The organism is Streptosporangium sp. NPDC002524 (genome assembly GCF_040295985.1).
In the GTDB taxonomy this organism is placed as follows: domain Bacteria; phylum Actinomycetota; class Actinomycetes; order Streptosporangiales; family Streptosporangiaceae; genus Streptosporangium.
Genome location: NZ_JBEOWK010000010.1, coordinates 291,467 through 316,404, shown reverse-complemented (window position 1 = coordinate 316,404; position 24,938 = coordinate 291,467). Strand labels below are relative to the sequence as shown.

Sequence of the window (24,938 nt, the reverse complement as noted above, 5' to 3'; positions counted from 1 at the left end):
CCCGCAGGGGCGGCCGGCGACACCACCCCCACACAAGGAACCCACGATGAGCGGAACGGAGCGCACATGACTGTGATCGGCGTAATCGGCGCCGGCGTGATGGGCGTCGGCGTTGCCCAGAACCTCGCCCAGACCGGCCACGACGTGGTCCTGGTCGACAAGGACGAGCGTGTTCTGCAGGAGGCGCTGGCCACGATCGGCCGCAACACCCGGATGAGCCGCCTCATGGGCGGCCCCGCCCTGGACCCCGACGAGGTGCTGTCCAGGATCACCACCGCGGTCGGCGTCGCCAACGCCGCCAAGGCCGACCTCGTCATCGAGAACGTGACGGAGAACTGGGACATCAAGCGGGAGGTGTACGAGACGCTCGACGCCGAGTGCGGTCCCGACACCGTCTTCGTCGTCAACACCTCCGCCATCCCCATCACCAAGGTCGCGGCCGTCACCGGGCGGCCCGACAAGGTGATCGGCGTGCACTTCATGAACCCGGTGCCCGCCAAGCCCGCCGTGGAGCTCATCCCCGGCTTCCACACCTCGCCCGACACCGTCCAGCGCACCAGGGACCTGCTGACCGCGATGGGCAAGAAGGCCATCGACGTCAAGGACTCGTGCGGCTTCGTCTCCAACCGGGTGCTGATGCTGACCGTCAACGAGGCCGCCTACCTGGTGCACGAGGGCGTGGCCACCGCGGAGTCGGTCGACGAGGTCTTCCGCAGCTGCTTCGGCCACCCGATGGGCCCGCTGGAGACCGCCGACCTGATCGGCGTCGACACCATCCTCTACAGCGTGGAGGTGCTCCACGAGCACTACGCCGACAGCAAGTACCGTCCCTGCCCGCTGCTGAAGCAGATGACCGACGCCGGTCTGCACGGACGCAAGTCCGGCCGTGGCTTCTACACCTACGACACGCAGAACTAAGGAGTCCTCATATGTCCACCACCGTCAAGAGCCAGATCCTCGACTTCATCCGCGGCAGGTACCCGCAGGCCGAGATCAACGAGTCGCAGGACATCTTCGCGCTCGGCTTCGTCAACTCGCTGTTCGCGATGGAGCTGGTGATGTTCGTCGAGAAGACGTTCGACGTCACCATCCCCAACGAGGAGCTGCGCATCGACAACTTCCGCACCGCCGACGCCATGTCCAGGCTGGTCTCCCGGCTCGCGACCGATCTGGCCATCGCGTGACCCTCACCAGCACGGCGCCCGTCGTATCCGCGGGCGCCGGCCCGGTCACCGACCGGAGCTCGGCGCGCGCGTTCGTCGACACCCACGTCGTGCCGTACGCCGACGCCTACGACAGGAGCGGCCACGTCCCCGAGGAGCTGCTGCGCCGGGTCGCCGAGGCCGGGCTGTGGGCGCCGTTCCTGCCGCCCGGGTCGGGCGGCATCGGGATGGACATGGTCACCCTCGGCGAGGTCCACGAGGAGGTGGGCCGGGGCTGCTCGTCGCTGCGCAGCCTGCTCACCGTGCACACCATGCTGTCGTGGACCGTGCAGCGCTGGGGCACCCCCGAGCAGCGTGAGCGGTGGTCGGAGGCGCTCGGGCGGGGGGACGCGCTCGGCGCCTTCTGCCTCTCGGAGCCCGGCGCGGGCAGTGACGCCGCCGGCATCGCCACCACCGCCACCCAGGCGGGCGGCGGCTGGGTGATCAACGGGGTGAAGAAGTGGACGACCGGCGGCCAGCGGGCCGACGTGTTCCTCGTCTTCGCCCGCACCGCCACCAGCATCGGCGCGTTCCTCGTGCCGAGGGAGACCCCCGGGGTGGAGGTCCGGCCGATCGACGACATGCTCGGCACCCGCGCCTCCATGCTGGCGGAGATCTCCTTCACGGACGTGGTCCTCGGCCCCGACGCGCTGCTCGGGCCGAGCGGCTTCACCGCGGGCATGGTCCTGACCAGCACCCTCGACCTCGGCCGCTACAGCGTGGCGGCCGGGTCGCTGGGCATCGTCCAGGCGTGCCTGGAGGCGTCGGTGAGCTACGCCGCCGCCCGGGAGGTGGGCGGCCGGCCGCTCGCGGAGCTGCCGCTGATCCAGGCCAAGCTCTCCGACATGGTGACCGACGCGCGGGCGGCCAGGCTGCTGATCGCGGAGGCGGGCCGGCTCAAGGACGCCGGGGAGTCCGCCACGATCATGGCCACCTGGGTCGCGAAGTACTTCGCCTCCACCGCGGCGGCCAGGCACGCCTCCGAGGCCGTCCAGATCCACGGCGCGAACGGCTGCGCGCCCGGCTCCCCCGTGGCGCGCTTCTACCGCGACGCCAAGGTGATGGAGATCATCGAAGGCAGCAACGAGGTCCAGCGGATCACCATCGCGGGCCAGGCGGAAAGGGAGACGACCAGATGACCGTGGCCACCGAGCGACCGGGCGCGCTCCCCGCCAAACCCGCGCGCGGCCGCATCAAGTGCATCGTGTGGGACCTCGACAACACGCTGTGGGACGGGGTGCTGCTGGAGGACGGCGAGGTCGCCGTGCGGCCCGCCGTCGTGGAGCGGATCCACGAGCTCGACCGCAAGGGCGTGCTGCACTCCGTCGCCAGCAAGAACGACCGCGACGCGGCGATGGAGAGGCTGCGCGCGCTCGGGCTGGAGGAGATGTTCCTGCACCCGCAGATCAACTGGAACGCCAAGTCCGACTCGATCAAGGTCATCGCCAAGGCGCTCAACCTCGGCCTGGACGCCTTCGCCTTCGTCGACGACCAGGAGTTCGAGCGGGCCGAGGTGGCCCACCAGGTCCCCGAGGTGACCTGCGTCGACATCCTGGAGCTGGAGGAGGCGCTGGCCAGGCCGGAGTTCCGGCCCCGGTTCGTCACCGACGAGTCGGCGCAGCGGCGCGCCATGTACCAGGGCCAGATCGCCAGGGAGGAGCTGGAGCAGGAGTTCGTCGGCACCAACGAGGAGTTCCTGGCCGGCCTCGGCATGACCTTCACCATCGCGCACGCCCGCAGGGAGGACCTGCAGCGGGCCGAGGAGCTCACGGTCCGCACCAACCAGCTCAACTCCACCGGCCGCACGTACTCCTACGACGAGCTCGACGCGCTGCGCGAGTCCCCCGACCACCTGCTCCTCGTCGCCTCCCTCACCGACGTGTTCGGCAGCTACGGCAAGATCGGGCTGGCACTGGTGGAGAAGGGCGAGGACGCCTGGCGGCTGCGCATGATGCTGATGTCGTGCCGGGTGATGTCGCGCGGTGTGGGGATGGTGCTGCTCAACCACATCATGCGGCTGGCCGCGGCGGCGGGCGCCGCCGTGCGGGCCGACTTCGTCGAGACGGGCCGCAACCGGATGATGCAGATCACCTACGCGTTCGCCGGGTTCAGGGAGGTGAGCAGGGACGGCGACCACGTGGTGCTCGAGGCCGACCTGAGCGCCGTGCAGCCGCCACCCTCGTACGTGAAGCTCGACATCGCCGAATGAGGGACCGACCATGACCGTCCATGACCTGACCGGCGACGACGTCCTCGTCCGCTGGCTGCCGTTCCGGACCCTGACCGGCGCCGAGCCGGGGGCGCTGCCGCTGTACTGCCTGCCGCACGCGGGCGGCGCCGCCTCGGCGTTCCGCATGTGGCAGCGCAAGCTGCCGGGCGTCGCCGTCCAGCCGGTGCAGCCGCCCGGCCGGGAGGGCCGGCACACCGAACCGCCCTACCTGCGCATGTCCGACCTGGTCTCGGACCTGGCCGACGTGGTGCTCGCCGACGTGGAGCTGTCGTCGGCCGGTCGCCGCTACGCCCTGTACGGGCACAGCCTGGGCGCGCTGGTGGCGTTCGAGCTGGTCCGGGAGATCCGGCGGCGCGGCGGGCCGGAGCCGGTGCACCTGTTCGTCTCCGGCGCCGACGCCCCGCACGTCACCGACGAGCCGGGACCGCCGGTGTCGGGGATGACCCGGGCGGAGGTGGCCGCCCTGCTGCGGCGGCTCGGCGGCACCCCCGAGTGGCTGCTGGCCGACCCGGAGGCGCTGCAGATGATCCTGCCCGCCGTGCAGTCCGACTTCACCGTCAAGGAGACGTACCTCTACCTGGAGGAGCCGCCGCTCGACGTGCCGATCTCCGCGCTCCCGAGCGCCTCGGACCCGCGCGTCGCGCCCGCGAAGGTGGCGCGCTGGCGTGACCAGACCGCGTCCGCGTTCGCGCTGCACCCGTTCGACGGGGGACACTTCGCGGTGTTCGAGCAGGCGGAGCGGACCCACCGCCTGATCGCCCAGACGCTGCTCCCGTGGGTGTGAGAGACCGGCGGGCGACCTCCGGCGCGCGGGTGCCGCGCCTCCGGCCGGACCCGCCGTACGCCGGTGGCGTGCGGGTGTGGCGGGTGGAGCTGGACCGGCCGGCGGGCGCCACCCTCGGGTGGCGCCTGCTGTCCGGCGCCGAGCGCGAGCGGGCGCTCGCCCTCGCCGACCCGGTGGAACGGCGCCGGTACGTGGTGGCGCACGTCGCCCTGCGCACGGTGCTGGGCGGGCTGTGCGGCGTGCCCGCCGACCGGCTCGCCTTCGGCCGCGACGGCTCGGGCCGCCCGTGCCTGCTGTCCCCGGGCGGGCGGCCGGTGCCCGACTTCAACCTCTCGCACTCCGACGCCTGGGCCCTGGTGGCGGTCGCGCCGCCGGGCGCCCGCGTGGGCGTGGACGTCGAGCGGGTCCGCGCCGGGTTCGACCACCTGGAGATGGCGAGGCGCTTCTACCAGCCGGAGGAGGTCGCCCGGCTGCCGGCCGAGGGGCCGGACGGGTTCTTCCGGCTGTGGACCGCGAAGGAGGCCTACATCAAGGCGTCCGGCGCGGGCCTGGCCGGGATGAGCGACGTCCTCGTACGCGAGGAGAGCGCGACGCACGCCACCGTGCTGTCGCGCTCCGCGCGTTTCCCCGAGTGCCGGGTCCGCTGGCTGGACGTCGCGCCCGGCTACGCCGCCGCCCTGGTCGCGGCCCCTCCGGCCGCGGTCCCCTCGTCCGAGGTCGCCTCGGTTGAGGCCGCCTCGGTCCCGGTCCCCTCGTCCGTGGCCGCCTCGATCCTGGTCCCCTAGGTCACGGTCTCCTCGGCCGTGGCCTCTTCGGCCGTGACCTCCTAGGTCACGGCCTCTTCCGTCACGACTTCTTCCGCCGCGACCTCTCCGGCCGTGGCGGTTTTGGTCACGGTCCCTTGGATCACGGCACCTTCTACCGCGATCCCTCCGGCCGTGGCCGCTTCGTTCTCGGGCCCCTGGGGCACGGCCTCTCCGGGCCACCTCCGCCGCGATCCTCAAGGGGCCGCGACCGTCCCGGCCGCGGCCCCTTGAGTCATGTCAGGCCGTAACAGGGGGCCTCTTGAGTCATGTCACGCCGCGACAGAGACGGTCCCACGCCAAAGGCCGCGGCCAGCTCGGCCGCGGCCCTCGGGGCATGTCGGTCACGCCAGGTCACGCCAGGTCACGCCAGGTCACGCCAGGTCACGACCGCTTGGACACCGGCACCACGTACCGGCTGAACACCAGCTCGCGCAGCACGTCGTCACCGCCCTCCACGATCGAGACGTAGCGCATGTCGCGCAGCAGCTTGCCGATGACGGACTCGTGCGTGTAGCCGAGCCCGCCGAACATCTCCGAGGCCGTCGAGGCGATCCGCCACCCCGTCTGGCCGCAGAACATCTTGGCCGTCAGCGCCTGCTTCAGCGTGCCCACGCGCAGGAACTCCTCACCCGCGTCCGGCCGGGCGGCGATAGCGTCGTAGGCGCGCGCCGCGGCCAGGCACTGGTTGGCCATGACCTCGATCTCCATCTCGAACTGGCCGAGCCGGCCGGCGAACACCGCGTTGCCGGTCAGCGGAGCCCCCTTCAGCGTCTTGGCGGCGCCGTACTCCATGCACACGTCGCGCACGCGGCGGGCGATGCCGAGCGCCGTGGCGGCGATCAGGATGCGGCTGGCGTTCAGCCCCACCTCCAGCAGGCGCAGCCCGTTGCCGCGCAGCACGTTGCCCGCCGGGACGCGCACGCCGGACAGCGACACCTGGTACGTCGCCGACGAGCGCAGCCCGATCACGTCCCACCGCTTGTCCACGGTGACGCCCGGCGTGTCGCGCGGCACCAGCACGGCCAGGTACCCGGACGGGTCGTCCTGGGCGCGCGCCACCACCACGAGGAACCTGGCGAAGTCGGTGTTGGTGGAGAACGACTTGCGCCCGTCGAGGACGATCGTGTCGCCCTCGGCGCGCGCGGTGGTCGTGATCCTGGCCAGCTCGCTGCCCGCCGCGTGCTCGCTGCCCAGCGTGGCGCAGAAGCCGTTGCCGGTCACGAGATCGCCCAGGTGGCGCTCCTTGAGCTCCTCGCTGCCGTACCACGTCACCATGCTCGTGGTCAGCACCGGGATGAACAGGGTGAACGCCACCCCCGCGTCGGCGTAGGCCAGCTCGGCGGCGATGCGCACGCTCTCCTCCAGCCCGAGCCCGAGGCCGCCGATCTCCTTGGGCAGCCACCAGTTGGCGAGGCCGGTGGTGGCGAAGCGCTCGTAGAGGGGGAGCGGCGCGTCGGCGAGAGAGTCCAGGTAGGCGTCCTTGCCCGCCAGCTCACGACGGGCGAACCCCTGCACGGACCTCAGGTAGGCGGGCTGCTTCATCGGCGGCTCACTCCTCCTCGTCGCGGATGTCGAGCAACTCGGCGAGCTGGCGGACCGTCGGGCACTCCAGGAGACCGGTCACCGGCACCGACGCGTTCAGCGTCTTGCGGATCCTGGTCGTGAGCTCGATCGCGAGCAGCGAGTGGCCGCCGAGCTCGAAGAAGTTGTCCAGGGCTCCGATCGGCTCGATGCCGAGCACCCGCGACCAGATCGCGGCCAGCGTGGCCTCGGTGCCCTCGCGCGGCTCCACGTAGGCGTTGTTCAGCTCGGGACGCGGGTGCCGCTCACGATCGTCGTCGTCGTCGCCGGTCTCGTGGATGTCGCCGGTGACCCACTGCGCGATCCGGGCGTCGAGCGAGCCCGTCGAGATGACGAAATGACCGGCGTGGCCCGCGGCCGACAACGCCCGCTCGAAGACGTCCACGCCCTCGGCCGGGGTCATCGCGAAGTCGACGACGGCGCCGCTGTGACCGGCGACCCGGTCCGGGTCGATGTTCCAGGTGTCCCAGTCCACCGTGACCCACCGCCCGGCGCCCCGCGTGCGGGCGACGCGGACGTAGGCGTCCAGGGCTGCGTTGGCGGACGCGTACGGCCCCAGCGTCATGCCGCCGAGCACGGCCGCGATCGACGACAGCGTGATGCGGCGGTCCGGGCAGCGGTCGCCGAGCACCTTCTGCAGGACGTGGAAGCCGTTCACCTTGGCGGCCAGGTGGGCGTCGCACTGCTGCCGGTCCATCAGGTGGGCGAAGTTGAAGTACGCGCCGTCCTGCACGCCCGCGCCGTGCACCACCACGTCGATGTCGCCGAAGAGGGCGACGGCCTCCGTGACGACGGCGCGCATCTGCTCCTCGTCGGCCACGTCGGCCGACAGCGCGAGCACGGTGGCGCCGCGGCTCTCCAGGTCGCGGATGTTGCGGATGTGCCGGGCGGTCCGCTCGCCGCCGGGCGGCACGGCCGCCAGGTAGGCGTCCCACTCCTGCCGGGGCGGCACCGGGGAGCGTCCGGTCAGCACCAGGCGGCAGCCGTACGTGTCGGCCAGGTGGCGTGCCAGGACGAGGCCGACGTCGCCGAGCCCGCCGGTGATGAGGACCGTGTCGCCGTCGCGGAACGGCCGCCGCTCCGGGTCGATCCCGGGCACCGGGTGCGGCTCGTAGTGGCGCAGCCACGTCTCGCCCGCGCGGACGGCCATCGGGCCCTCGTGCGCGCAGACCGACGCGGCCAGCACCGCCTCCGCCAGCGCCGCCAGGCCGGGGCCCGAAACACCGGCTGTGGCGTCGGCGGTGTCGACGGCGTCGAGGTCGACGTGGCGGCAGCGCAGCCGAGGGTTCTCCTGCTGGAGGCTGGGCGCGAGCGCCGCCAGGGTGGCGTGCTCGGGGTGGCGCAGCTCGGCCCCGGCGACGTTCACCGCGAGGGAGGTGAGCAGGACCAGCTCGGCCCTGGGCGCCGAGCCGGTGTTGTCGACCAGCTCGCGGGCGAGTTCGAGCGCCGAGTAGAAGCCGCGGTTCTGCTCCGCGGCGAAGTGCGCCACCGGGTCGCCGCCGGGGTCCGCCTCGGCGGACGCGAGGCTGAGACCGTGCACGATCGCGCGCGGGCTGACCGTCAGGGAGTAGAGCAGCTCGGCCACGTCGCCGGGCTTGCCCGAGCGGATCGTGAAGTCGCCGTCGTCGTGCTGCTCGAACCGGTCGCCGTCGCGTACCGCGGTCACCTCGGCGCCGGCCAGGTTCAGCCGCTCGACCAGTGCCTCACCGCGCTCGTCGGCGGTGAACACCAGCCAGGGGCCGGCCTCGCGCAGCCGCTCGTCCAGGTCGGCGACGGGCAGCGGGCGCTGCTTCCAGGAGGGCACGTGGGTCCACTGCGACCGGTCGAAGTTCTTGCCCTCGACGGCCTGCGGGCGCGCGGTGTCGGCGGGCGGGTCGATCCAGAACCTGCGCCGCTGGAACGGGTAGGTCGGCAGCTCGACGCGGAGCCCGGCGCCGCCGTGCAGCTTCGCCCAGTCCAGGACGCTGCCCGCCAGCCAGAGCCGGGCCAGGGTGGACAACAGCCACGTGGCGGCGTCCGCGGCGTCGGCGCCCTCCCCGGGCGTGACCGGCACCTCCTCGGCCTGCGCGTCGCCGCCGTCGCCCGGCAGGTGGACGCCGAGCCCGGCCAGGCCGTCGGACAGCGCGTTCAGCGCCTCCGGACGGCCCGCCGTCCCGGTCACCGCCGCGCCGGGACGCAGCACCGTCTGTGCCGCCGCGTGCAGCTCCGCCCACCAGGAGTCCGGCACCCCGTCGGCGTCCGCGGGGACGGCCAGCCGTACCTTGGGGTTGCGCCGCTGGGTCTTGCCGTCGATCCAGCGCGAGGAGTCGGCGAGCGCGGCCACCGCGTCGTCGAGGTCCCGGCAGACGACCGCGCGGCGCAGCGCGAAGGCGCCCCGCGACATCTGCAGGGTGAACGCCACGTCAGCGAGATCGGCGGACGGCTTCTCCTCCAGGTACCGGCGGAGCCGCTCGGTGAGGTCGGACAGGGCCTGCTCGTCGGCGGCCGAGAACACCAGCAGGTGCGGGCCGGGCCGGGCGGGCCGGGGCGGCCGGGCCGGGGCCTGCTCCATCACCACGTGCGCGTTGGTGCCGCCGAGCCCGAAGGAGCTCACCCCGGCCCGCCGCGGGTGCGGGCCCGCCGTCCACGGCCGGTTCTCGGTGAGCACGGTGAACCGGTCGCGCGCCGTCGCCAGCGCCGGGTTGGGCGTCTCGTAGCCGGGGGTGCCCGGCAGGAGCTCGTTCTTGAGGACGAGCGCGGCGCGCATCAGCCCCGTGACGCCGGAGGCGCGGTCGAGGTGGCCGAGACTCGGCTTGACCGACCCCAGCACGCACGGCGTCTGCGTGGCCTGGGTGAACACCCGGCTCATCGCGGCCAGCTCGATCGAGTCGCCCAGCATGGTGCCGGTCGCGTGGCACTCGACGTAGCCGACGGTCTCGGGCTTGACCCCGGCCACGCCCAGCGCCGACTCGATCACCTCGGCCTGGCCGTCGACGCCGGGCGCCGTGTAGCCGGCGCGCAGGCGGCCGTCGTTGTTGGACGCCGACCCCAGGATGACCGCGTGGATGACGTCACCGTCGGCGATCGCGTCGGACATGCGCTTGAGCGCCACCACGCCGGCCCCGCTGCCCATCACCGTGCCGCCCGCCTCGGCGTCGAAGCTGCGCACCCGGCCGTCGGGCGACATGATGCCGCCCTGCTCGTACAGGTAGCCCGACCCCTGGGGGAGCGGGGTGAAGGCGCCGCCGGCCAGGGCCACGTCGCACTCGTAGGTGAGCAGGCTCTGGCAGGCCAGGTGCACCGAGACCAGCGAGGTCGAGCAGAACGTCTGCACCGACACCGATGGGCCGCGCAGCCCGAGCTTGTAGGAGACCAGTGAGGCCAGGGAGTCGCGCTCGTTGCCGATGGCCATCAGCATGGCGCCGCCCGGCTGGGAGGTGAGGTGCTGGATGTTCTGCACGACGTAGTCGGGGAAGCCGCAGCCGCCGAACACGGCGACCTGGCCCGGCACGTCCGTCGGGCAGTAGCCGGCTTTCTCCAGCGCCTCCCACGAGCACTCCAGGAACAGCCGGTGCTGCGGGTCCATCATCTCGGCCTCGCGCGGGTTGATGCCGAACACCCCCGCGTCGAACCGGTCGACGTCCTCCAGCGGGCCGCTGACGCGGACGTAGCGCGGGTCGGCCAGCGTGCCGGGGTTCACCCCGGCCTCGCGCAGCTCGTCCTCGGTCATCGTACGCAGGCCCTTGACGCCCGCCAGCAGGTTGTCCCACAGCTCGGCGACGCCGGTGGCGCCCGGGAAGCGCCCGGACATGCCGATCAGCGCGACCGCGGACTCGTAGTCGGTTCCGGTCATGACGTCCTTCCGCTCCTGAGCATGTTGCGCCGCTGCGCGATCCTGGACCGCTGTTGCTCGCGGGCCTCGGTGGGCTGTTCGCCCGTCTCCTGGTCGGCCCTGGCCGCCTCGGCCAGCGAGGCGATCGTCGGGGCCTGGTAGAGGATGTGCGGCGGCAGGTAGGACAGGTCCAGCGCCTTCCTGACCTCGGCGATGATCTCCATGCCGAGCAGCGAGTTGCCGCCGAGTTCGAAGAAGTTGTCGTGCACGCCGACCTGCTCCAGGCCGAGGGCCTCGGTCCACACCCCGGCGATGGTCTCCTCGGTGGGCGACTGCGGCTCGACGTAGGCGGTCGACAGGTCGGGCCTGGGGTGCCGGCCGAAGGCGTCGCGGATCTTCTTCACGACCGCCTGGTGGCTCTCGATGGACGAGCGGCGGCTCATCGCCACCATCGGCGCGAAGTCCTGGGTGGAGGCCACCACGTGCGGCTCGCCGCTGGCCAGCACCCGCAGCAGCGTCTGCCAGCCCTGGTCGAAGGTGAGGCCGAAGTTCTCCCGGTACCACTCGAAGTACTGCCGGGAGCCCTCGTCGTAGTTGTCGAGCCCGTCGGTCCAGCCGTTCCACGTCCACTCGCACCAGTCGATCGAGGTGACGGTCACGCCGGGCAGCGGGTCGCTGAGCGCGAAGGAGTCGAGGAAGGCGTTGGCCGAGCAGTAGTCCACCTGGCCCGCGCCGCCGCCCGTCGCCGACGTCGTGGACGAGAACAGGGCCAGGAAGTCGACCGGGACCTCGCGCAGCACCTCGGCCAGCGCCAGCGTGCCGGCCACCTTCGGCGCCAGCACGCGGTCCATGTCGGCGACGGTCTTGAACTGCATGAGGCCCACCGCGGGCACGCCCGCGCAGTGGAGCACGCCGTTGAGCTCGCCGAAGTGCTCGATCGCGGCGTCCACGGCGCGCCGCACGTCCTCGGTGCTGGAGACGTCCCCGGCGACGGTGATCACGCCGGAACCGGCCGCCTCCAGGCGGCGCAGCCCCTCCAGGCGCCGCAGGACCTCGCCCGCGGCGTTCCCGCCGGCCAGGATCGACGCCCACTCCTCGCGGGGCGGCACCGGGGTGCGGCCGAGCAGCACGAGCCGCGCCCGGTACTGCTCGGCGAGCCTCTCGGCCATCGCCAGCCCGATGCCGCCGAGCCCGCCGGTCACCAGGTAGACGCCGCCCTCGCGGACCTGGGCCGCAGGCGGGGTCTGCTCGATGACGTCGGCGTCGAGCGTCTCGTAGTCGGGGATCCAGCGCCGGCCGCCGCGCAGGGCGACGACCTGGTCGGCGGGCTCCGCGCGCAGCTCGGCGAGCAGCCCCCCGGCGTCGGGCCCGGCGCCGAGGTCGATCAGCCGGGTACGGGTCCTGGGGTACTCGACGGGGATGAGCCGGGTGGGGCCGAGCAGGGTTCCGGCGGCGGCGTGCACCCGGTCGCCCGGGTGGACGCGGTGGGCGCCGTCGGTGACGATGTCCAGGGTCCAGCCGTGCAGCCCCAGGTCGCCGCAGGCGCGGGCGAACGCGACCAGCGTGTGCAGGCCGTGCCGCAGCCCCTCGTCCACGGGCCGGTCGCCGTCGGCGTTCCACAGGTGCACGATCCGCTCGGGCACCCAGTCGCGGCCGGTCAGCTCGCGCAGCGCCTCACCGGCGTCCTCGGGCGAGCCGGGCCGCACCCGGATGCCGTCGGGGCCGCTGGAGAACGCCTCGCCCGGCCGTACCACCACCGCCTCCTTACCGGTGGCCGCCAGGTGCGCCAGCAGCGGCGCGGCCAGCTCGTCGGCGAGGCCGGTGTCGGTGTAGACCAGCCAGCGGTCCGCCTCCTGGGCCAGCGGCGGCCGGGGAGTGGTCTCGCGCCAGAGCGGCGCGTGGATCCAGCGGGTGTCGGGCAGCCGGGGGTAGGCCTTGGCGATGCTCTTGGGATCGCTCTCGTCGAACGCGGGCGTGCCGCCGCCGCCCAGCGCGGACTCGTCGATCTCCAGCCAGTACTCCTGGTGCTCGAACGGGTAGGAGGGCAGCGGGACGCGGCCGGGCCTCCACCCGTCGCCCTCGTCGTGCAGCGCGTCCCAGTCCACCGGCACGCCGGTCAGCCAGAGCTTGGCCACGGCCGTCGCCAGCGCGGCGCCCGCGTCCTGCGGGTCGCCCGCGGCGGGCAGCGTGGTCACGATGAGCGGCCAGCGGCCGCGCTCGCAGGCCGGGTGCCCGCGGGTCAGCGCGCCCAGCGACTGCCCGGGGCCGATCTCGGCGAGGGCCAGCTCGGGGATGCCGAGCACGTGGTCGAGCCCGGCGCCGAACTCGACGGTCTCGCACATGTGCCGCGCCCAGTACCCGGGGTCGGTGACGAGCTCCTCGGTGGCGGGCGTGCCGGTCACGTTGCTCATGTACGGCAGGGACGGGGCCGACAGGGTGATGTTGTCGGTGATCCACGCGGTCAGCTCGTCGGCGACCGGCGTGAGCATCCGCGAGTGGAAGGCGTGGGTGGTCTCCAGCCGCCGGTGGCCGATCTTGACGTCCAGCAGCCGGGCCGCCGCCGCCTCGACCGCGGGCACCGGTCCCGCGAGCACCACCTGGGAGCCGGTCCTGACGGCCACGTCCAGGTCGCGGATGCCCTCCTCGCCGAGCACCGCGGTCAGCCGCCGCTCGTTGGCGGAGACGGCCAGCATCGCGCCCTCGGGCTGGGAGGTGATGAGCTTGGCCCGGTAGGAGACCAGCCGCAGCGCGTCGGGCAGCGACAGCACGCCCGCCAGGCAGGCCGCGACGTACTCGCCCAGGCTGTAACCGATCATGATCTCGGGGCGCAGGCCCCACCGCAGGAGCCGGCGCGCCAGCGCGTACTCGGCGACGAAGACCGCGGGCTGCACCAGGTGGGCCTCGGTCGTGGTGGCGCGCGGCGCGTCCCCGCCCGCCCGGCCCAGCAGCCTGGCCAGGTCGCCCACTCCGTCCGTGGCCCGCTCGGCGGGCGTGAACACGTCGGACAGCTGCCCGGGCTCGGTGAGCCCGAGGACGGCCAGGCACTCGTCGACGTCCGCCCGGAAGCCCGGGTCCTCGGCGTAGAGCCCGGCCACCATGCCCGGGTACTGCTCGCCGACCCCGGCGATCAGGAACCCGACCTGGCGTCCCACGGTGGAGTCCGTACGGCCCAGCGGTCCCGCCGGGTCGGCGAGCAGGGCGGCGGCCTGGCCGGTGGAGTCGGCGACGACGACCTTGCGGTGGTTGAACACCTTGCGCCCGGCCTGCAGCGTGTAAGCCACGTCGCCCAGGTGGTCGGCGGAGCCCTCCAGGTGCTCGGCGAGCCGGGAGCAGGAGTGCTCGGCCGCCGCCGCGGAGCGCGCCGACACGGGCAGGATCTGCCAGCGGCGCGGGCGGGCCGGGCGCTCGGCGGGCAGCGGCGCCTCGGTGATGATCGCGTGCGCGTTCGTGCCGCCCATGCCGAGGGAGCTGATGCCCGCGATGCGCGGCCGGTCGTCGCTGCGCGGCCACGGCGTCGGCTCGGCGGTGACGCGGAAGGGGCTCGCCTCGAAGTCGATCTCCGGGTTGGGGGAGCGGTAGTGCAGCGTGCCGGGGATCAGCTCGTTGTGCAGCGACTGGACCACCTTGATCAGCCCGGTCACGCCGGAGGCCCTGTCGAGGTGGCCGACGTTCGGCTTGATCGAGCCCAGCAGGCAGTACTGCCTGCGCTCGGTCGCCCCGAAGGCGCGGGCCAGCGCGGCCACCTCCATCGGGTCGCCGACCTCGGTGGCGGTGCCGTGCGCCTCGACGTAGGAGACGTCGGCCGGGTCGACGCCCGCGCGGGCGAGGGCCGCCGACACGCAGCGGCGCTGGCCGTCGATGCTGGGCGCCAGGTAGCTGAACTTCATCGCGCCGTCGTTGTTGATCGCCGAGCCTCGGATGACGGCGAACACGGTGTCGCGGTCGGCGACCGCGTCCGACAGGCGCTTGAGCGTCACCACGGCCGCACCGTCGCCGAACATGCTGCCCCGGCCCTCGGCGTCGAAGGTGCGCACGTGCCCGTCGGGCGACTCCTGGCCGCCCTCCTCCCACAGGTAGCCGATCCGGTCCGGGATGCGCACCGACACGCCGCCGGCCAGCGCCATGTCGCACTCGCCCCGGCGCAGGCTCTCGCTCGCCAGGTGCACCGCGACCAGGGACGTGGAGCAGAACGTCTGCACCGACAGGCTGGGCCCGTCCAGGTCGAGCCGGAAGGAGACGTTCGTGGCCAGCGAGTCCTTGTCGTTGCCGATCATCAGGGCGGAGGTGTCGACGCCCATCTGGAACGCCATGAGCCGGGTCAGCAGGTAACCGCTGATGTTCATCCCGGCGAACACGCCCACGCTGCCCCGGCCCTGGGGCGCCGCGTAACCGGCCGACTCCAGCGCCTCCCACACGCACTCCAGGAAGATGCGCTGCTGCGGGTCGGCGAGGGTGGCCTCGCGCGGGTTGTAGCCGAAGAATCCGGCGTCGAAACCCCGGATGTCGTCGAGAATCGGCCGGGACCTGACGTAGTTCGGCTGCTGGAATGTGGCCGGGTCGACTCCCGCGCCGATCAGATCCTCGTCGGAGAATCGGGTGAACGACTCGACGCCGGTGCTGATATTGCGCCAGAACGTCCCGATGTCGGTCGCACCGGGAAATCGACCGGCCATGCCGATGATCGCGATGTCGGTGTCGCCCGGTGAATGTCCGTGATCCATCAACATGCCTCTATTCACTGGAGTTGGCTCGCGGTGCTCACCGCGGCGCGCGCGAAGCGCTCTCGACGTTCACGTGAGTGATCACGTCAGGTGCTCACATCAGCCCGCCGCGGCCCCAGCCGCGCGCGAGCCTGCGGGCGGCGAACGCGCCGGCCAGGACGCCGATCGCCAGCAGGACGGCCGCCGGGCGCATGGTGCCCGCCAGGTCCCCGGCGACCGCGGCCTGCATCATGGTCAGGGCCCAGTAACCGGGCGACGCGGGCGCGACCGTCTGTGCCCATTCGGGCATCAGGCTCAGCGGCACCAGCGCCCCGCCCAGCGAGCTGAGCGTGAGCGCGCCCACGTCGGAGATGACGCTGAGCTCGCCGTGGCTGCGCACGATCGTGGCGAGCGCCGCCCCGATCGCCAGCAGCGCGAACGCCCAGATCACGATGGACATGAGCACGACGAGGGGGTTGGGGGGAACCGGCAGCCCGATCGCCAGGCAGCCGTACACGAGCAGGATCGACTGCTGGGTGACCATCACCACGAACAGCGGCAGGGTCTTGCCGATGAGCAGCTCGGCCGCCGGCGCGCGGCTCACCCGCAGCCGGTCCCAGGTGCGCCAGGTGCGTTCGGACAGGATCGCGTTCCCCGCCAGGGAGATCGCGAACACGGAGAACATCACCATCAGGCCGGTGGCCACCTGGGTGGCACCGGCGTCCAGCGCTTTGACGTACAGGGGCCTCAGCACCAGCATGAGCACCATCGGCATGGCCACGTAGCTGATCATCTGCCCGGGGTCGCGCAGCCGGAGGATGAGGTTGTGCCGGCCCAGGGCGGCGATCCGGTGCACCGAGCCGCGCAGGTCGATGCCGGATCGCGGGACGTCAAGGAGCATCGTGGACCGCCAGTGATCGGTAGAGGTCGTCCAGGGACGGGTTGCGCACGTCCACCGAGCTGATCGGGCGCTTGGTCTGGTGCAGCAGGTCGATGAGCGTGGCGGCCGGATCCGTGGTGGGGATCCTGATCTCCTCCTCACCTTCCAGCGTCACCCGCACCTCGCCGGGCAGGTCCCTGGCCAGCTCCTCGTAGCTGCCCCGGGCGATGACCCGGCCGTCGCGCGCCACCGCGATCGTCGCCTGGAGCTCGGTGAGCTCGGGCAGGTAGTGGGTGGTGTAGACGACGGCGGCGCCCTCGCCGGCCCGCTGCTTGACGACGTCGAGGATCGCCTGCCGGGTCTCCAGGTCGGCGCCCGCGGTGGGCTCGTCGAGGAGCAGCAGTCCCGGCCGGTGCACGAGCGCGGTCGCGGCCTGCGCGCGGCGCTGCTGGCCGCCCGAGAGCTTGCCGGCCCGCCGGTCCATGAGCCCGGTGAGCCGCAGCACGGCCGCCAGGTCCTCGATCGCCGAGCGCAGCGCGGCCCCCCGGAGCCCCGAGAGCCTGCCGTACAGCTCCAGGTGCTCCCGGACGGTCGCCGACGGGTAGAGGGCGATGTGCTGGGGAGCCACGCCGACGTGACCGCGCACCGCGGAGGGCGGCTTGCCGTCGATGGTCACCCTGCCGCCGTCCGGGCGGGTCAGGTTCGACACGATCTCGACGAAGGTCGTCTTGCCCGCGCCGTTGTGCCCCAGGAGCCCGACGATTTCTCCGGCCGCCACGCTCAGAGTGAATCCGTTGAGTGCCTGGATTTCGCCATAACGTTTGACGAGGTCGGTTGCCACCAGCAACGTGTCACCTCCCCATTTTCAATGGAATAAGCAGGTGAGTAAGGATGGAATCTATGTTCGCCTCACGTTAGCGATAAGTACCCGCTCGTTCGATGGCAGCTAGTTGCCGTAAAAAACGGTCATCACCCCGACGTATTGATGGACCGGCTTTACCGCCTAATCTGACGGATATGAAGGTTGGACCGTTGATCGTCGCGGGGTACGACTGCGAGATATTCGAGGCGGGGCCCGGCCGGGTCGTCCGCCGCTCGCGAGACGGCCGCAGCCTCGAACGCGAGGCCGCGGTGATGCGGCACGCCCGGCGGCACGGCTTCCCCGCCCCCGAGATCTTCGACGCGGACGGGCCCGACATCCTCATGGAGCGCGTGGCCGGGCCGACCCTCCTGGAGGAGGCGGCCCGCGTCCCCGGCCGGGCCGCCGAGCACGGCGGGCTGCTGGCCGGCCTGCTGCGCGAGCTGTCCGCCGTACGCTCGCCCGGCTGGCTGCAGGCCGCCGCCGGCCGTCCCGGCAACCGGCTGCTCCACCTGGACCTGCACCCCGGCAACGTGCTCGTCACCGGCGACGGCCCCCGGGTCGTCGACTGGGCGAACGCCGCCAGGGGCGCGCCCGGCGCGGACGCCGCGTGCACCTGGCTCATCCTGGCCACCGCCACCGTCACGGACCCGTCCCTGCGGGAGGAGCGCCGCGACCTGGTCGCCGCCTTCCTCGACGGCATCGACCCGGTGGCGGCCCGCCCCCACCTGAGGGCGGCGGCGGAGCGGCGGTGCGCCGAACGCGACCTGCCGGCCGGGGAGAAGGACGAGATCGACCGCTTCCTGTCCCGTGAGACCGGCGAAGCGTCCATGTAGTCCCCCGTAGCCCCCCACAGGAGGTGGAGATGGCCGAGCATCGTGACGTGCGGGCATCGGACGACGATCGCGAGGCCGCCACCCGGCGGCTGCGGCTGGCCGTCGAGGAGGGTCGCCTCGACCTCCAGGAGTTCGAGGACCGGGTGGGCCGGGCGCTGAGCGCCACCACCCACGGCGAGCTGACCGTCCTGCTCGCCGACCTGCCCGCCGAACGGCGGCGGAGCCTGCCGAAGACCGGCCGGGGCACCCCCCGGTGGCTGAAGACGCTGTGGGCCCTGTGGGCCGCGATCCTCGGGCTCAACGTCGTGGCGTGGGGCGTGGCCAGCGTGGTGGAGGCCTGCCCGCTGGAGTTCTGGCCCAAGGACCTGCTCGGCCCCGCCGTCGTGCTGGGCGTGATCACGGCGGTCCACGTGGCCCGCGAGCGCGGCGCACTCCCCTCGGGCGGCCGTCCGTGACCTCCGCGCGGAGCGAGGCCGGGCCCGCGCGGCGCGCGGAGACGGACCTCCTGCGCGTCGCGGTGGTGGTCGGGCTGGTGCTCTTCCACTCGGCGCTGGTGTTCGACGCCCGCGACGACTTCTACGTCAAGAACGCCGAGACCACCGGCCTCACCATGGTCGTCAGCGTGCTGGGCGTGCTGTGGGCGATGCCGTTGCTCTTCTACCTCGCCGGCATGGCCGCCCGCCACTCGCTGCGCCGCCGCGGCCCGGCCGGCTACGCCGCGGAGCGCATGCGCAGGATCGCGGTGCCCCTGGTGTTCGCCACGGTGGCCATCGTCCCGGTGCCGCAGTGGCTGCGCCTGCGCGCCGACCCCGCCCACCGGGAGTCGTACCTGGAGTTCCTGCCCCGGTTCTTCCGGGTCGAGCTGGACCCCGGGCAGTTCCCGTTCGTCCTGCAGGGCGAGTACTTCGAGACCGGGCACCTGTGGTTCCTCGTCCTGCTGCTCACGTTCTCGCTGCTGCTGTCGCTCGCGGCCCGGTGGCTGCCGCCCCCGCGCCTCGGCGACCGGCTGGCCGGGCTCGTCGAGAGGCGCGGCGCGGTGCTCCTGCCCGCCCTGCCGCTCGCCCTGATCAGCATGCTCCTCGGGCTGGAGGAGGAGTACGCGGGCTGGAGCCGGTGGGCGTATCTCGTCTTCTTCTGCTACGGGTTCGCGTTCGCCGCCGACGAGCGCTTCCGCCGGGCGGCGCGGCGCGACCTGCGCGCGGTCGCCGCGTGCGGGCTGGCGCTGTTCGCGGCCGGGGTGCCCGTGCTCCTCGCCGCGGGCGACGACGCCTTCACGGCCTCCGCGCCGCTCGCCGTCCTCGGGAGGGCGCTGTACGGCGCCGCCGGGTGGTGCTGGCTGCTGACGATCCTCAACCTCCTCGACCGGGCCCCCGCCGCTCCCGGCGCCCCCGCCGTCCCCTTCGCTCCCGCCGCTCCCGGCGTGCCCCCCCCCCCCCCGATCCCCGCGGGTCCCGTCGTCCCCGATGTCCCCGCCGCCCCCGATGTCCATCCGCCCGCCCGCCCCCCGCGCGAAGGCGCCCTGCGCGGCTACCTGGCCGAGGCCGTGCTGCCCCTGTACGTGCTGCACCAGCCCATCGTGGTCGCCGTCGCCTACCAGGTGGTGCGCTGGCAGGTGCCGATCGCGGTCAAGTACCCCGTCATCGTGGTCGTCTCGCTCGTCCTGATGCTCCTCGCCTACGACCTGCTGGTACGGCGGACCCGCCCGACCCGTTTCCTGTTCGGGATGCGGCCCGCGAGGCCCGGGGCGAGGGAGCGGCAGGAGCGGCAGGAGCGGCGGGAGCACGGGGTGCCGAAGCCGGGATGACGGCCACCGGCCCGGAGGTGGCGCGAGCGGTGCCGCCGGGGGGCGCTGGAGGGCCGACGAGGTGCCGACGAGGACGGCATAGGGCAGTCCCCGAAAATCCGGGAACCGCGTCTCAAATCCCCTCTCCGGGGAAAGAACCCTCATGGCCAGAACCACTCCCAGGAACACCTCCGGCGAGAACATCGGGCACGTCGTCTTCATCACCGCCGCGGCGGCGATCGGCGGCTTCCTCTTCGGCTACGACAGCGCCGTCATCAACGGCGCCGTCACCGGGATCGAGAAGAACTTCGACGTCGGCCCGGTCCAGACCGGCTTCGTGGTGGCGATCGCGCTGCTGGGCTCGGCGCTGGGCGCCTGGATCGCCGGAGGGCTCGCCGACCGCTGGGGGCGCACCAGGGCGATGCAGGTGGCCGCGATCCTGTTCGCGGTCAGCTCCGTCGGCCAGGCCCTGCCCTTCGCGCTCTGGGACCTGGCCCTGTGGCGGGTGCTCGCCGGGGTGGGCATCGGCATGGCCTCGGTGATCGGCCCCGCGTACATCGCGGAGGTCGCGCCGCCCGCCTACCGGGGGCGCCTGGGATCCTTCCAGCAGCTCGCGATCGTGATGGGCATCGCGGTCTCCCAGCTGGCCAACTACGCGATCGCGGAACGGGCCGGGGGCGACGTCAACAACGAGCTGCTCGGGCTGCAGGCCTGGCAGTGGATGCTCGGCGCCTGCCTGGTCCCCGCCCTGCTCTATCTGGTCTTCGCGACGGTCATCCCCGAGTCGCCGCGCTTCCTCATCGCGGCCGGGCGATCGGACGCGGCGCGCAAGGTGCTGGCGGAGGTCGAGGGCGAGGGGGCCGACCTGGACGCCCGGGTGGCGGAGATCGAGACCTCGCTGCGCAGCGAGCACCGGCCCCGCCTGCGCGACCTGCGGGGTTCCCGGTTCGGGCTGCTGCCGATCGTCTGGATCGGCATCCTGCTCTCGGTCTTCCAGCAGTTCGTCGGCATCAACGTCATCTTCTACTACTCGTCGTCGCTGTGGCAGTCGGTCGGCATCAACCAGTCGGACTCGCTGCTCATCAGCTTCTCCACTTCGATCATCAACATCGTCGGCACGTTCGTCGCCATCGCGCTGGTCGACAGGATCGGCCGCAGGCCGCTGCTGCTGATCGGCTCCGCGGGCATGACGGTCGCGCTCGCCGTGGCCGCGTGGGCCTTCAGTGCGGGTGTCCCGAGCGGCGAGACCGTCAAGCTGCCCGAGGCCCAGGGCACGGTCGCCCTGGTCTCCGCGCACGTCTTCGTGCTGTTCTTCGCACTGTCGTGGGGGGTGATCGTCTGGGTGCTGCTGGGCGAGATGTTCCCCAACCGCATCAGGGCCGCCGCGCTCTCGGTGGCCGCCGCCGCCCAGTGGGTGGCCAACTGGCTGATCACCGTCTCGTTCCCGTCGCTGAGCGAGTGGAACCTGGCCGGGGCCTACGTGGGATACGCCGCCTTCGCCGCGCTCTCCTTCGTCTTCGTGATGTTCAAGGTACGGGAGACCAAGGGGAGAAAGCTCGAGGAGATGGGCTAGGTTCGCCTCGTGCCGTCCAGAAGACCCGTCCCGTCCGGAAGACCCGTGCCGCCCGGGGAACGGGAGAACGCCCCGCCCGAGAGGCGGACGGCGCCCGGGGCGCGGGTCCTCGCGCGGCCGAGCCGCGCCGAGCTGGAGGCGGCCGGGCGGGGGACGATCGACGACGTGCTCGGGCCCTCGCTGGACGTGCTGTTCTGCGGGATCAACCCCGGCCTGTACTCCGCGGCCACCGGCCACCACTTCGCCCGGCCCGGCAACCGCTTCTGGCCCGCGCTGCACCGCTCGGGCTTCACCCCCCGGCTGCTCTCGCCCGCCGAGCAGGACCTGCTTCCCTCGTACGGGCTGGGGATCACCAACGTGGTGCCGCGGCCCACCGCGCAGGCGGCGGAACTGTCGGCGGAGGAGTTCCGCGCGGGCGGGGAGCGCCTGGCGCGGCTGGTCGCCGAGGTGGGGCCGAGGGTGCTGGCGGTGGCGGGGGTGACCGCCTACCGGCAGGCGTTCGGCGTGCCCAAGGCCGTGATCGGGCCGCAGGAGCGCGAGATCGGCGGCGCGGCGGTGTGGGTGCTGCCCAACCCGAGCGGCCTGAACGCGCACTGGACGCTGGACGGGATCGCGGGGGAGATGCGGAGGCTCCGGGAGTCTCTCGCCTGACCCGCCGGAGCGGGTGTCCCGGCCCGCGGCCGACGGGCGAGCACGCCGCGCGTACTCGCCCGGGACTCGCCGGCGGCCGGGCCGGAGGCGCGGCGGGGGACGGGTCAGGACGTCAGGACGTCAGGACGCGGCCGGGGGGCCGACCCGGCGGGAGCGCGTCCTGGAGCGCCCGCGCCCGCGGCGGAGCGTGCTCAGCACCGCCATCACCAGCCAGGCGAGGAAGACGAACTTGAGCACCCCGAACCCGCCGATCAGCACCGCGGCCACCATCACCGGGATGATCATGGGGAAGAACGGCGGCCCGCCGCGGTGCCCCGTGCGGTGGTGATTCCAGCCGTGGTGGCCCTTGGGGCGGTGATGGCCCCAGGGGTGGGCGTGCGCGCGATGCCGCTTACCCGGCCCGCCCGGCCCCCACGGCCCGTCCGGACCCCACGGCCCGCCGGGCCCCCACGGACCTCTCCCCGGGCCCCGGGGAGCCCCCGCGCCCCAGGGGCCCCAGGTCTCCTCGGACTCCTCCGGCCGGGCGGCGTCCGAGCCGGGCAGGTCCGCGCTCACCCGGGCCAGCTCGCCGCCGGTCCGCGCGGACAGGGTCAGTTCGAGGCGCTCGTCGAGCTCCTCACGGGTCAGGCGGCCCTGCACGTAGTGCTCGCGCAGGGACTCCATCGCCACGTCACGCTCGGCGTCTCCGATACGGAGGTCGTCTCGGGGCGTCATGGTCGGGTCACTCCTCGCCTGTGTCGCCGTCGGCCAAGATCTGGTAGAGCTTGCGGCGCGTCTCGACCAGGGTCTGCTTGGCCTGCCGGATCTGCGCGTCGCTGCCGGTCTGCAGGATCTGGAGCATGGCGAACCCCGACTGGCGGGTGATGTCCATCAGCTCCCAGGTGCTGTCGTCGACGTCGGGCGTCATCTCCTCCCACGGGGCGCGCACCTCGTCGGGGTGCTCGGCCACGTAGGCGCGCCCGGCGTCGGTGAGGCCGAAGGTCTTGCGGCCCTCGTTCTCCTCGGCCAGGACCAGGCCCTCGTCGGTGAGCTGCTGCAGGGCCGGGTAGACCGCTCCCGGGCTGGGCTTCCAGCCGCCCTCGCTGCGCCGCTCGATCTCCTGGATGATCTGGTAGCCGTTGTGCGAGGACTCGGTGAGCAGGGCGAGGATCGCCGCGCGGACGTCGCCGCGCTTCGCCTTGCGCCCCCTCCCGAACGGCGGGCCGCCGAAGGGACCTCCGCCGAACGGGCCTCTGCCCCCCCTGCCGCCCCGGCCCGTGTCCCAGGGGAACCCGCCGAAGGGGAAGGGGCCGCGGTGGCCGCGGTGCCGGTGCTCGCGGGGCCCGTGCTCGTGGTGCTCGTGCTCGTGGTGTGCGTGGTGCGGCCCGCGGGGACCGTGCTCAGGCCCGCCCTCGTGCCATCCGGCGGCCATCTGCCGCCACGCCTCCCTGGCCGCGCGCTTCATCTCGCGCCTCACCTCGGGGGATCCGAATCCGGACCAGGGGGCGCCCATCGCGTTGGACGATGTCATGTCGTACCTCCATGCCGCGATCGTCTTTTGATCGCTCTCGATGCTTCAAAGATATATCGAGAACATTCTGGCAGCAACCTCATGTCACGAAATAAGGGTTAAGTGTGATCTGGGGCATATGACCGCCGGTGGTGCCGGGGCGCTCCCCGGCCCGCCCGCCTGGCCGTCGCCACTCCGGCCCGGCTCGCCGAGTCGTCGGCCCGCCGAGCTGGGGATTCGCCGGAGCCGCCCGTCCGGAACGGCCTGGTACGGGCCTCGACAGCTTTGTTCCGCCGCCCCTCGCGTCCTTTTCGTCCACTCTCACCGAGGGTAATAGGCGGTTACTCTTCGTAGAAGTGAGGCAGATCACGTAATTCTTGCCGGATTCTGGAACAAGTACTGAGACCTGCACGTTACAAAGGACGTAGACGGGATTCGTTCCGTGCCGGAAGGGCTGGGGGGTGCTTTCGGCGCGGAACGGTCCCGTCTGTCGTTTCCGCACGTAGTTTCTTGATCGCGGTCCGTTGCCTCCGCGTGGTCCTTCTTGATCGCGCCCCTCCCGGGCCCGCGGTCCGAGCCTCCGGTGAAGACCCCCGGAGGACTCCTCGCCCCGCCCCCCGGCCCGTCTCGTCCCGCGAGGACGATCACCGCGGGGGTGGCCGTCTCCGGCGCCGGATTCCGGTCCCGCCCCATGAGGGCGATCACCGCCTCAGGGCGCCTTGAGACGCCTCGGGGCCGCCGTCCCCGGCACCATTCACCCGTTCCATCCGTTCCCCGTTCGTAGGAAGATTCGAATGGCAGTCACCTCTCGTGAAGGGACGGGGAGATCGAAGCGGACCGTCGTCGCCCTCGGGCGACCCTGGATTCGGCCGGAGACGATCAGCACGCACGCGCGGGAGTCGGCTCGCCCGCGCGACACGCCGACGGCGTGAAATGGCACGGTCCTCCATCTGGAGGAGGCTTTGACGTACAGTCTCCCGGGGTGATCTTGATGGGGGTTTTTGACCGATGATGGGGCATACGCATGCGCTGACGGGTGCGATCGCGTGGCTGGGGGTGGCGCCCGCGCTGGCCGCGCTGCCCCTGCTGACCGAGACGTCCAGGTTCATCGAGACCGGCGTCATGGTCAACGCGCTCAACCCGGCCGAGTTCGTCGCCGGGGCCATCATCTGCGCCGGTGCCGCGATGCTGCCGGACCTCGACCATCCGAGCGCGACGATCGCGCAGACGTTCGGGCCGGTCACCTGGGGGCTGAGCAAGGCGGTCTCGTGGCTCGCCGGAGGCCACCGCAACGCCACCCACTCGCTGGTGTTCGCGATCGCGACGGGCTTCGGGGCCCACCACCTGGCCAACACCTACCCGATCGGCCGGGACATCCTGGTGATCCTGCTCATCGGCCTGGCGCTGCGGGCGATCGGCATCGGCATCCCGGGCAAGAAGTTCGCCTCGGCGATGCTCAACATCGGCATGACCGCCGGGCTGTTCGTGGTGTTCCGCAGCGACAACGTGGAATACGCCTGGCTGGGGCTCGCGGTCGCGATCGGGTGCCTCACCCACGTCGTGGGCGACTGCTGCACCGAGAAGGGCTGCCCGGTGCTCTGGCCGATGCGGCAGAAGTGGCTGCTCCCGTGGAAGATCGGCATCAAGACGGGCCGCGCCTTCGAGCAGAAGTTTCTCGCCCCGGTACTTTCCGTCGTCGTTCTCGGGCTGCTGTACCTCCGCCTCGCCCCGCAGTGATCATACTGGGGAGTAA

19 protein-coding genes are annotated in these 24,938 nt (G+C 72.6%); 12 read left to right on the top strand and 7 right to left on the bottom strand.

The features are described from left to right. Positions 1-66 precede the first annotated feature (66 nt). From ABT053_RS19925 to ABT053_RS19900, 6 genes are read left to right on the top strand one after another with little or no spacing between them, the layout of a single operon-like run. Complete coding sequence (locus tag ABT053_RS19925; RefSeq protein WP_350970568.1) at positions 67-918, top strand: 3-hydroxyacyl-CoA dehydrogenase family protein; 852 nt, start codon at positions 67-69, stop codon at positions 916-918. A gap of 11 nt (positions 919-929) precedes the next feature. After that, complete coding sequence (locus ABT053_RS19920; RefSeq protein ID WP_350970567.1) at positions 930-1,184, top strand: acyl carrier protein; 255 nt, start codon at positions 930-932, stop codon at positions 1,182-1,184. Beyond that, positions 1,181-2,341, top strand: a complete 1,161-nt coding sequence (locus tag ABT053_RS19915; RefSeq protein WP_350970566.1) for an acyl-CoA dehydrogenase family protein — start codon at positions 1,181-1,183, stop codon at positions 2,339-2,341. Before ABT053_RS19920 ends, ABT053_RS19915 begins: the two co-directional genes overlap by 4 nt. Then, positions 2,338-3,411, top strand: coding sequence for an HAD-IIIC family phosphatase (locus tag ABT053_RS19910; protein WP_350970565.1), 1,074 nt, complete (start codon positions 2,338-2,340; stop codon positions 3,409-3,411). Before ABT053_RS19915 ends, ABT053_RS19910 begins: the two co-directional genes overlap by 4 nt. Positions 3,412-3,421: 10 nt before the next feature. Then, positions 3,422-4,216 carry a thioesterase II family protein gene (locus tag ABT053_RS19905; protein WP_350970564.1) on the top strand — a complete coding sequence of 265 codons (795 nt, stop codon included), beginning with the start codon at positions 3,422-3,424 and terminating at the stop codon, positions 4,214-4,216. Continuing rightward, the gene (locus ABT053_RS19900; RefSeq protein WP_350970563.1) at positions 4,207-5,001 is read left to right on the top strand and encodes a 4'-phosphopantetheinyl transferase family protein; all 795 of its coding nucleotides are present in this window, start codon (positions 4,207-4,209) and stop codon (positions 4,999-5,001) included. The genes ABT053_RS19905 and ABT053_RS19900 overlap by 10 nt, the downstream gene beginning before the upstream one ends. A 402-nt stretch (positions 5,002-5,403) precedes the next feature. On the opposite strand, the gene ABT053_RS19895 is transcribed toward ABT053_RS19900, so the two are convergent. The 5 genes from ABT053_RS19895 to ABT053_RS19875 all read right to left on the bottom strand — a co-directional run bounded on the left by ABT053_RS19895 (position 5,404) and on the right by ABT053_RS19875 (position 16,835). Then, positions 5,404-6,564: an acyl-CoA dehydrogenase family protein gene (locus ABT053_RS19895; protein WP_350970562.1), complete on the bottom strand. Its 1,161-nt coding sequence runs from the start codon at positions 6,562-6,564 to the stop codon at positions 5,404-5,406. 7 nt (positions 6,565-6,571) lie between these two features. Beyond that, a complete protein-coding gene (locus ABT053_RS19890) occupies positions 6,572-10,435 on the bottom strand; it encodes a type I polyketide synthase (RefSeq protein ID WP_350970561.1) in 3,864 nt (1,287 codons plus the stop codon). After that, complete coding sequence (locus tag ABT053_RS19885; protein ID WP_350970560.1) at positions 10,432-15,141, bottom strand: type I polyketide synthase; 4,710 nt, start codon at positions 15,139-15,141, stop codon at positions 10,432-10,434. Before ABT053_RS19885 ends, ABT053_RS19890 begins: the two co-directional genes overlap by 4 nt. Positions 15,142-15,229: 88 nt before the next feature. Then, positions 15,230-16,015 (bottom strand): ABC transporter permease, encoded by a 786-nt coding sequence (locus ABT053_RS19880; protein WP_350970559.1) that lies wholly within the window; start codon positions 16,013-16,015, stop codon positions 15,230-15,232. After that, positions 16,005-16,835: an ABC transporter ATP-binding protein gene (locus ABT053_RS19875; RefSeq protein ID WP_350970558.1), complete on the bottom strand. Its 831-nt coding sequence runs from the start codon at positions 16,833-16,835 to the stop codon at positions 16,005-16,007. The genes ABT053_RS19880 and ABT053_RS19875 overlap by 11 nt, the downstream gene beginning before the upstream one ends. A gap of 176 nt (positions 16,836-17,011) precedes the next feature. Here ABT053_RS19875 and ABT053_RS19870 point away from each other — a divergent pair, with 176 nt between their 5' ends. From ABT053_RS19870 to mug, 5 genes are all read left to right on the top strand, one after another. Then, positions 17,012-17,689 (top strand): phosphotransferase, encoded by a 678-nt coding sequence (locus tag ABT053_RS19870; protein ID WP_350970557.1) that lies wholly within the window; start codon positions 17,012-17,014, stop codon positions 17,687-17,689. Positions 17,690-17,718: 29 nt separating this feature from the next. Further along, entirely contained in the window at positions 17,719-18,144 is a 426-nt protein-coding gene (locus tag ABT053_RS19865; protein WP_350970556.1) for a DUF1707 SHOCT-like domain-containing protein, read from the top strand. After that, positions 18,141-19,493 (top strand): acyltransferase family protein, encoded by a 1,353-nt coding sequence (locus ABT053_RS19860; RefSeq protein WP_350970555.1) that lies wholly within the window; start codon positions 18,141-18,143, stop codon positions 19,491-19,493. The genes ABT053_RS19865 and ABT053_RS19860 overlap by 4 nt, the downstream gene beginning before the upstream one ends. Before the next feature lie 142 nt (positions 19,494-19,635). Then, positions 19,636-21,045 (top strand): sugar porter family MFS transporter, encoded by a 1,410-nt coding sequence (locus ABT053_RS19855; protein ID WP_350970554.1) that lies wholly within the window; start codon positions 19,636-19,638, stop codon positions 21,043-21,045. 132 nt (positions 21,046-21,177) lie between these two features. Further along, the gene (gene mug, locus ABT053_RS19850; protein WP_350970580.1) at positions 21,178-21,696 is read left to right on the top strand and encodes a G/U mismatch-specific DNA glycosylase; all 519 of its coding nucleotides are present in this window, start codon (positions 21,178-21,180) and stop codon (positions 21,694-21,696) included. Positions 21,697-21,816: 120 nt separating this feature from the next. On the opposite strand, the gene ABT053_RS19845 is transcribed toward mug, so the two are convergent. Continuing rightward, positions 21,817-22,410 (bottom strand): DUF1707 SHOCT-like domain-containing protein, encoded by a 594-nt coding sequence (locus ABT053_RS19845; protein ID WP_350970553.1) that lies wholly within the window; start codon positions 22,408-22,410, stop codon positions 21,817-21,819. Positions 22,411-22,417: 7 nt separating this feature from the next. Then, the gene (locus ABT053_RS19840) at positions 22,418-23,206 is read right to left on the bottom strand and encodes a PadR family transcriptional regulator (protein WP_350970552.1); all 789 of its coding nucleotides are present in this window, start codon (positions 23,204-23,206) and stop codon (positions 22,418-22,420) included. 990 nt (positions 23,207-24,196) lie between these two features. On the opposite strand from ABT053_RS19840, the gene ABT053_RS19835 reads away from it, so the two are divergent. Beyond that, positions 24,197-24,922: a metal-dependent hydrolase gene (locus tag ABT053_RS19835; RefSeq protein WP_350970551.1), complete on the top strand. Its 726-nt coding sequence runs from the start codon at positions 24,197-24,199 to the stop codon at positions 24,920-24,922. Positions 24,923-24,938 lie beyond the last annotated feature (16 nt).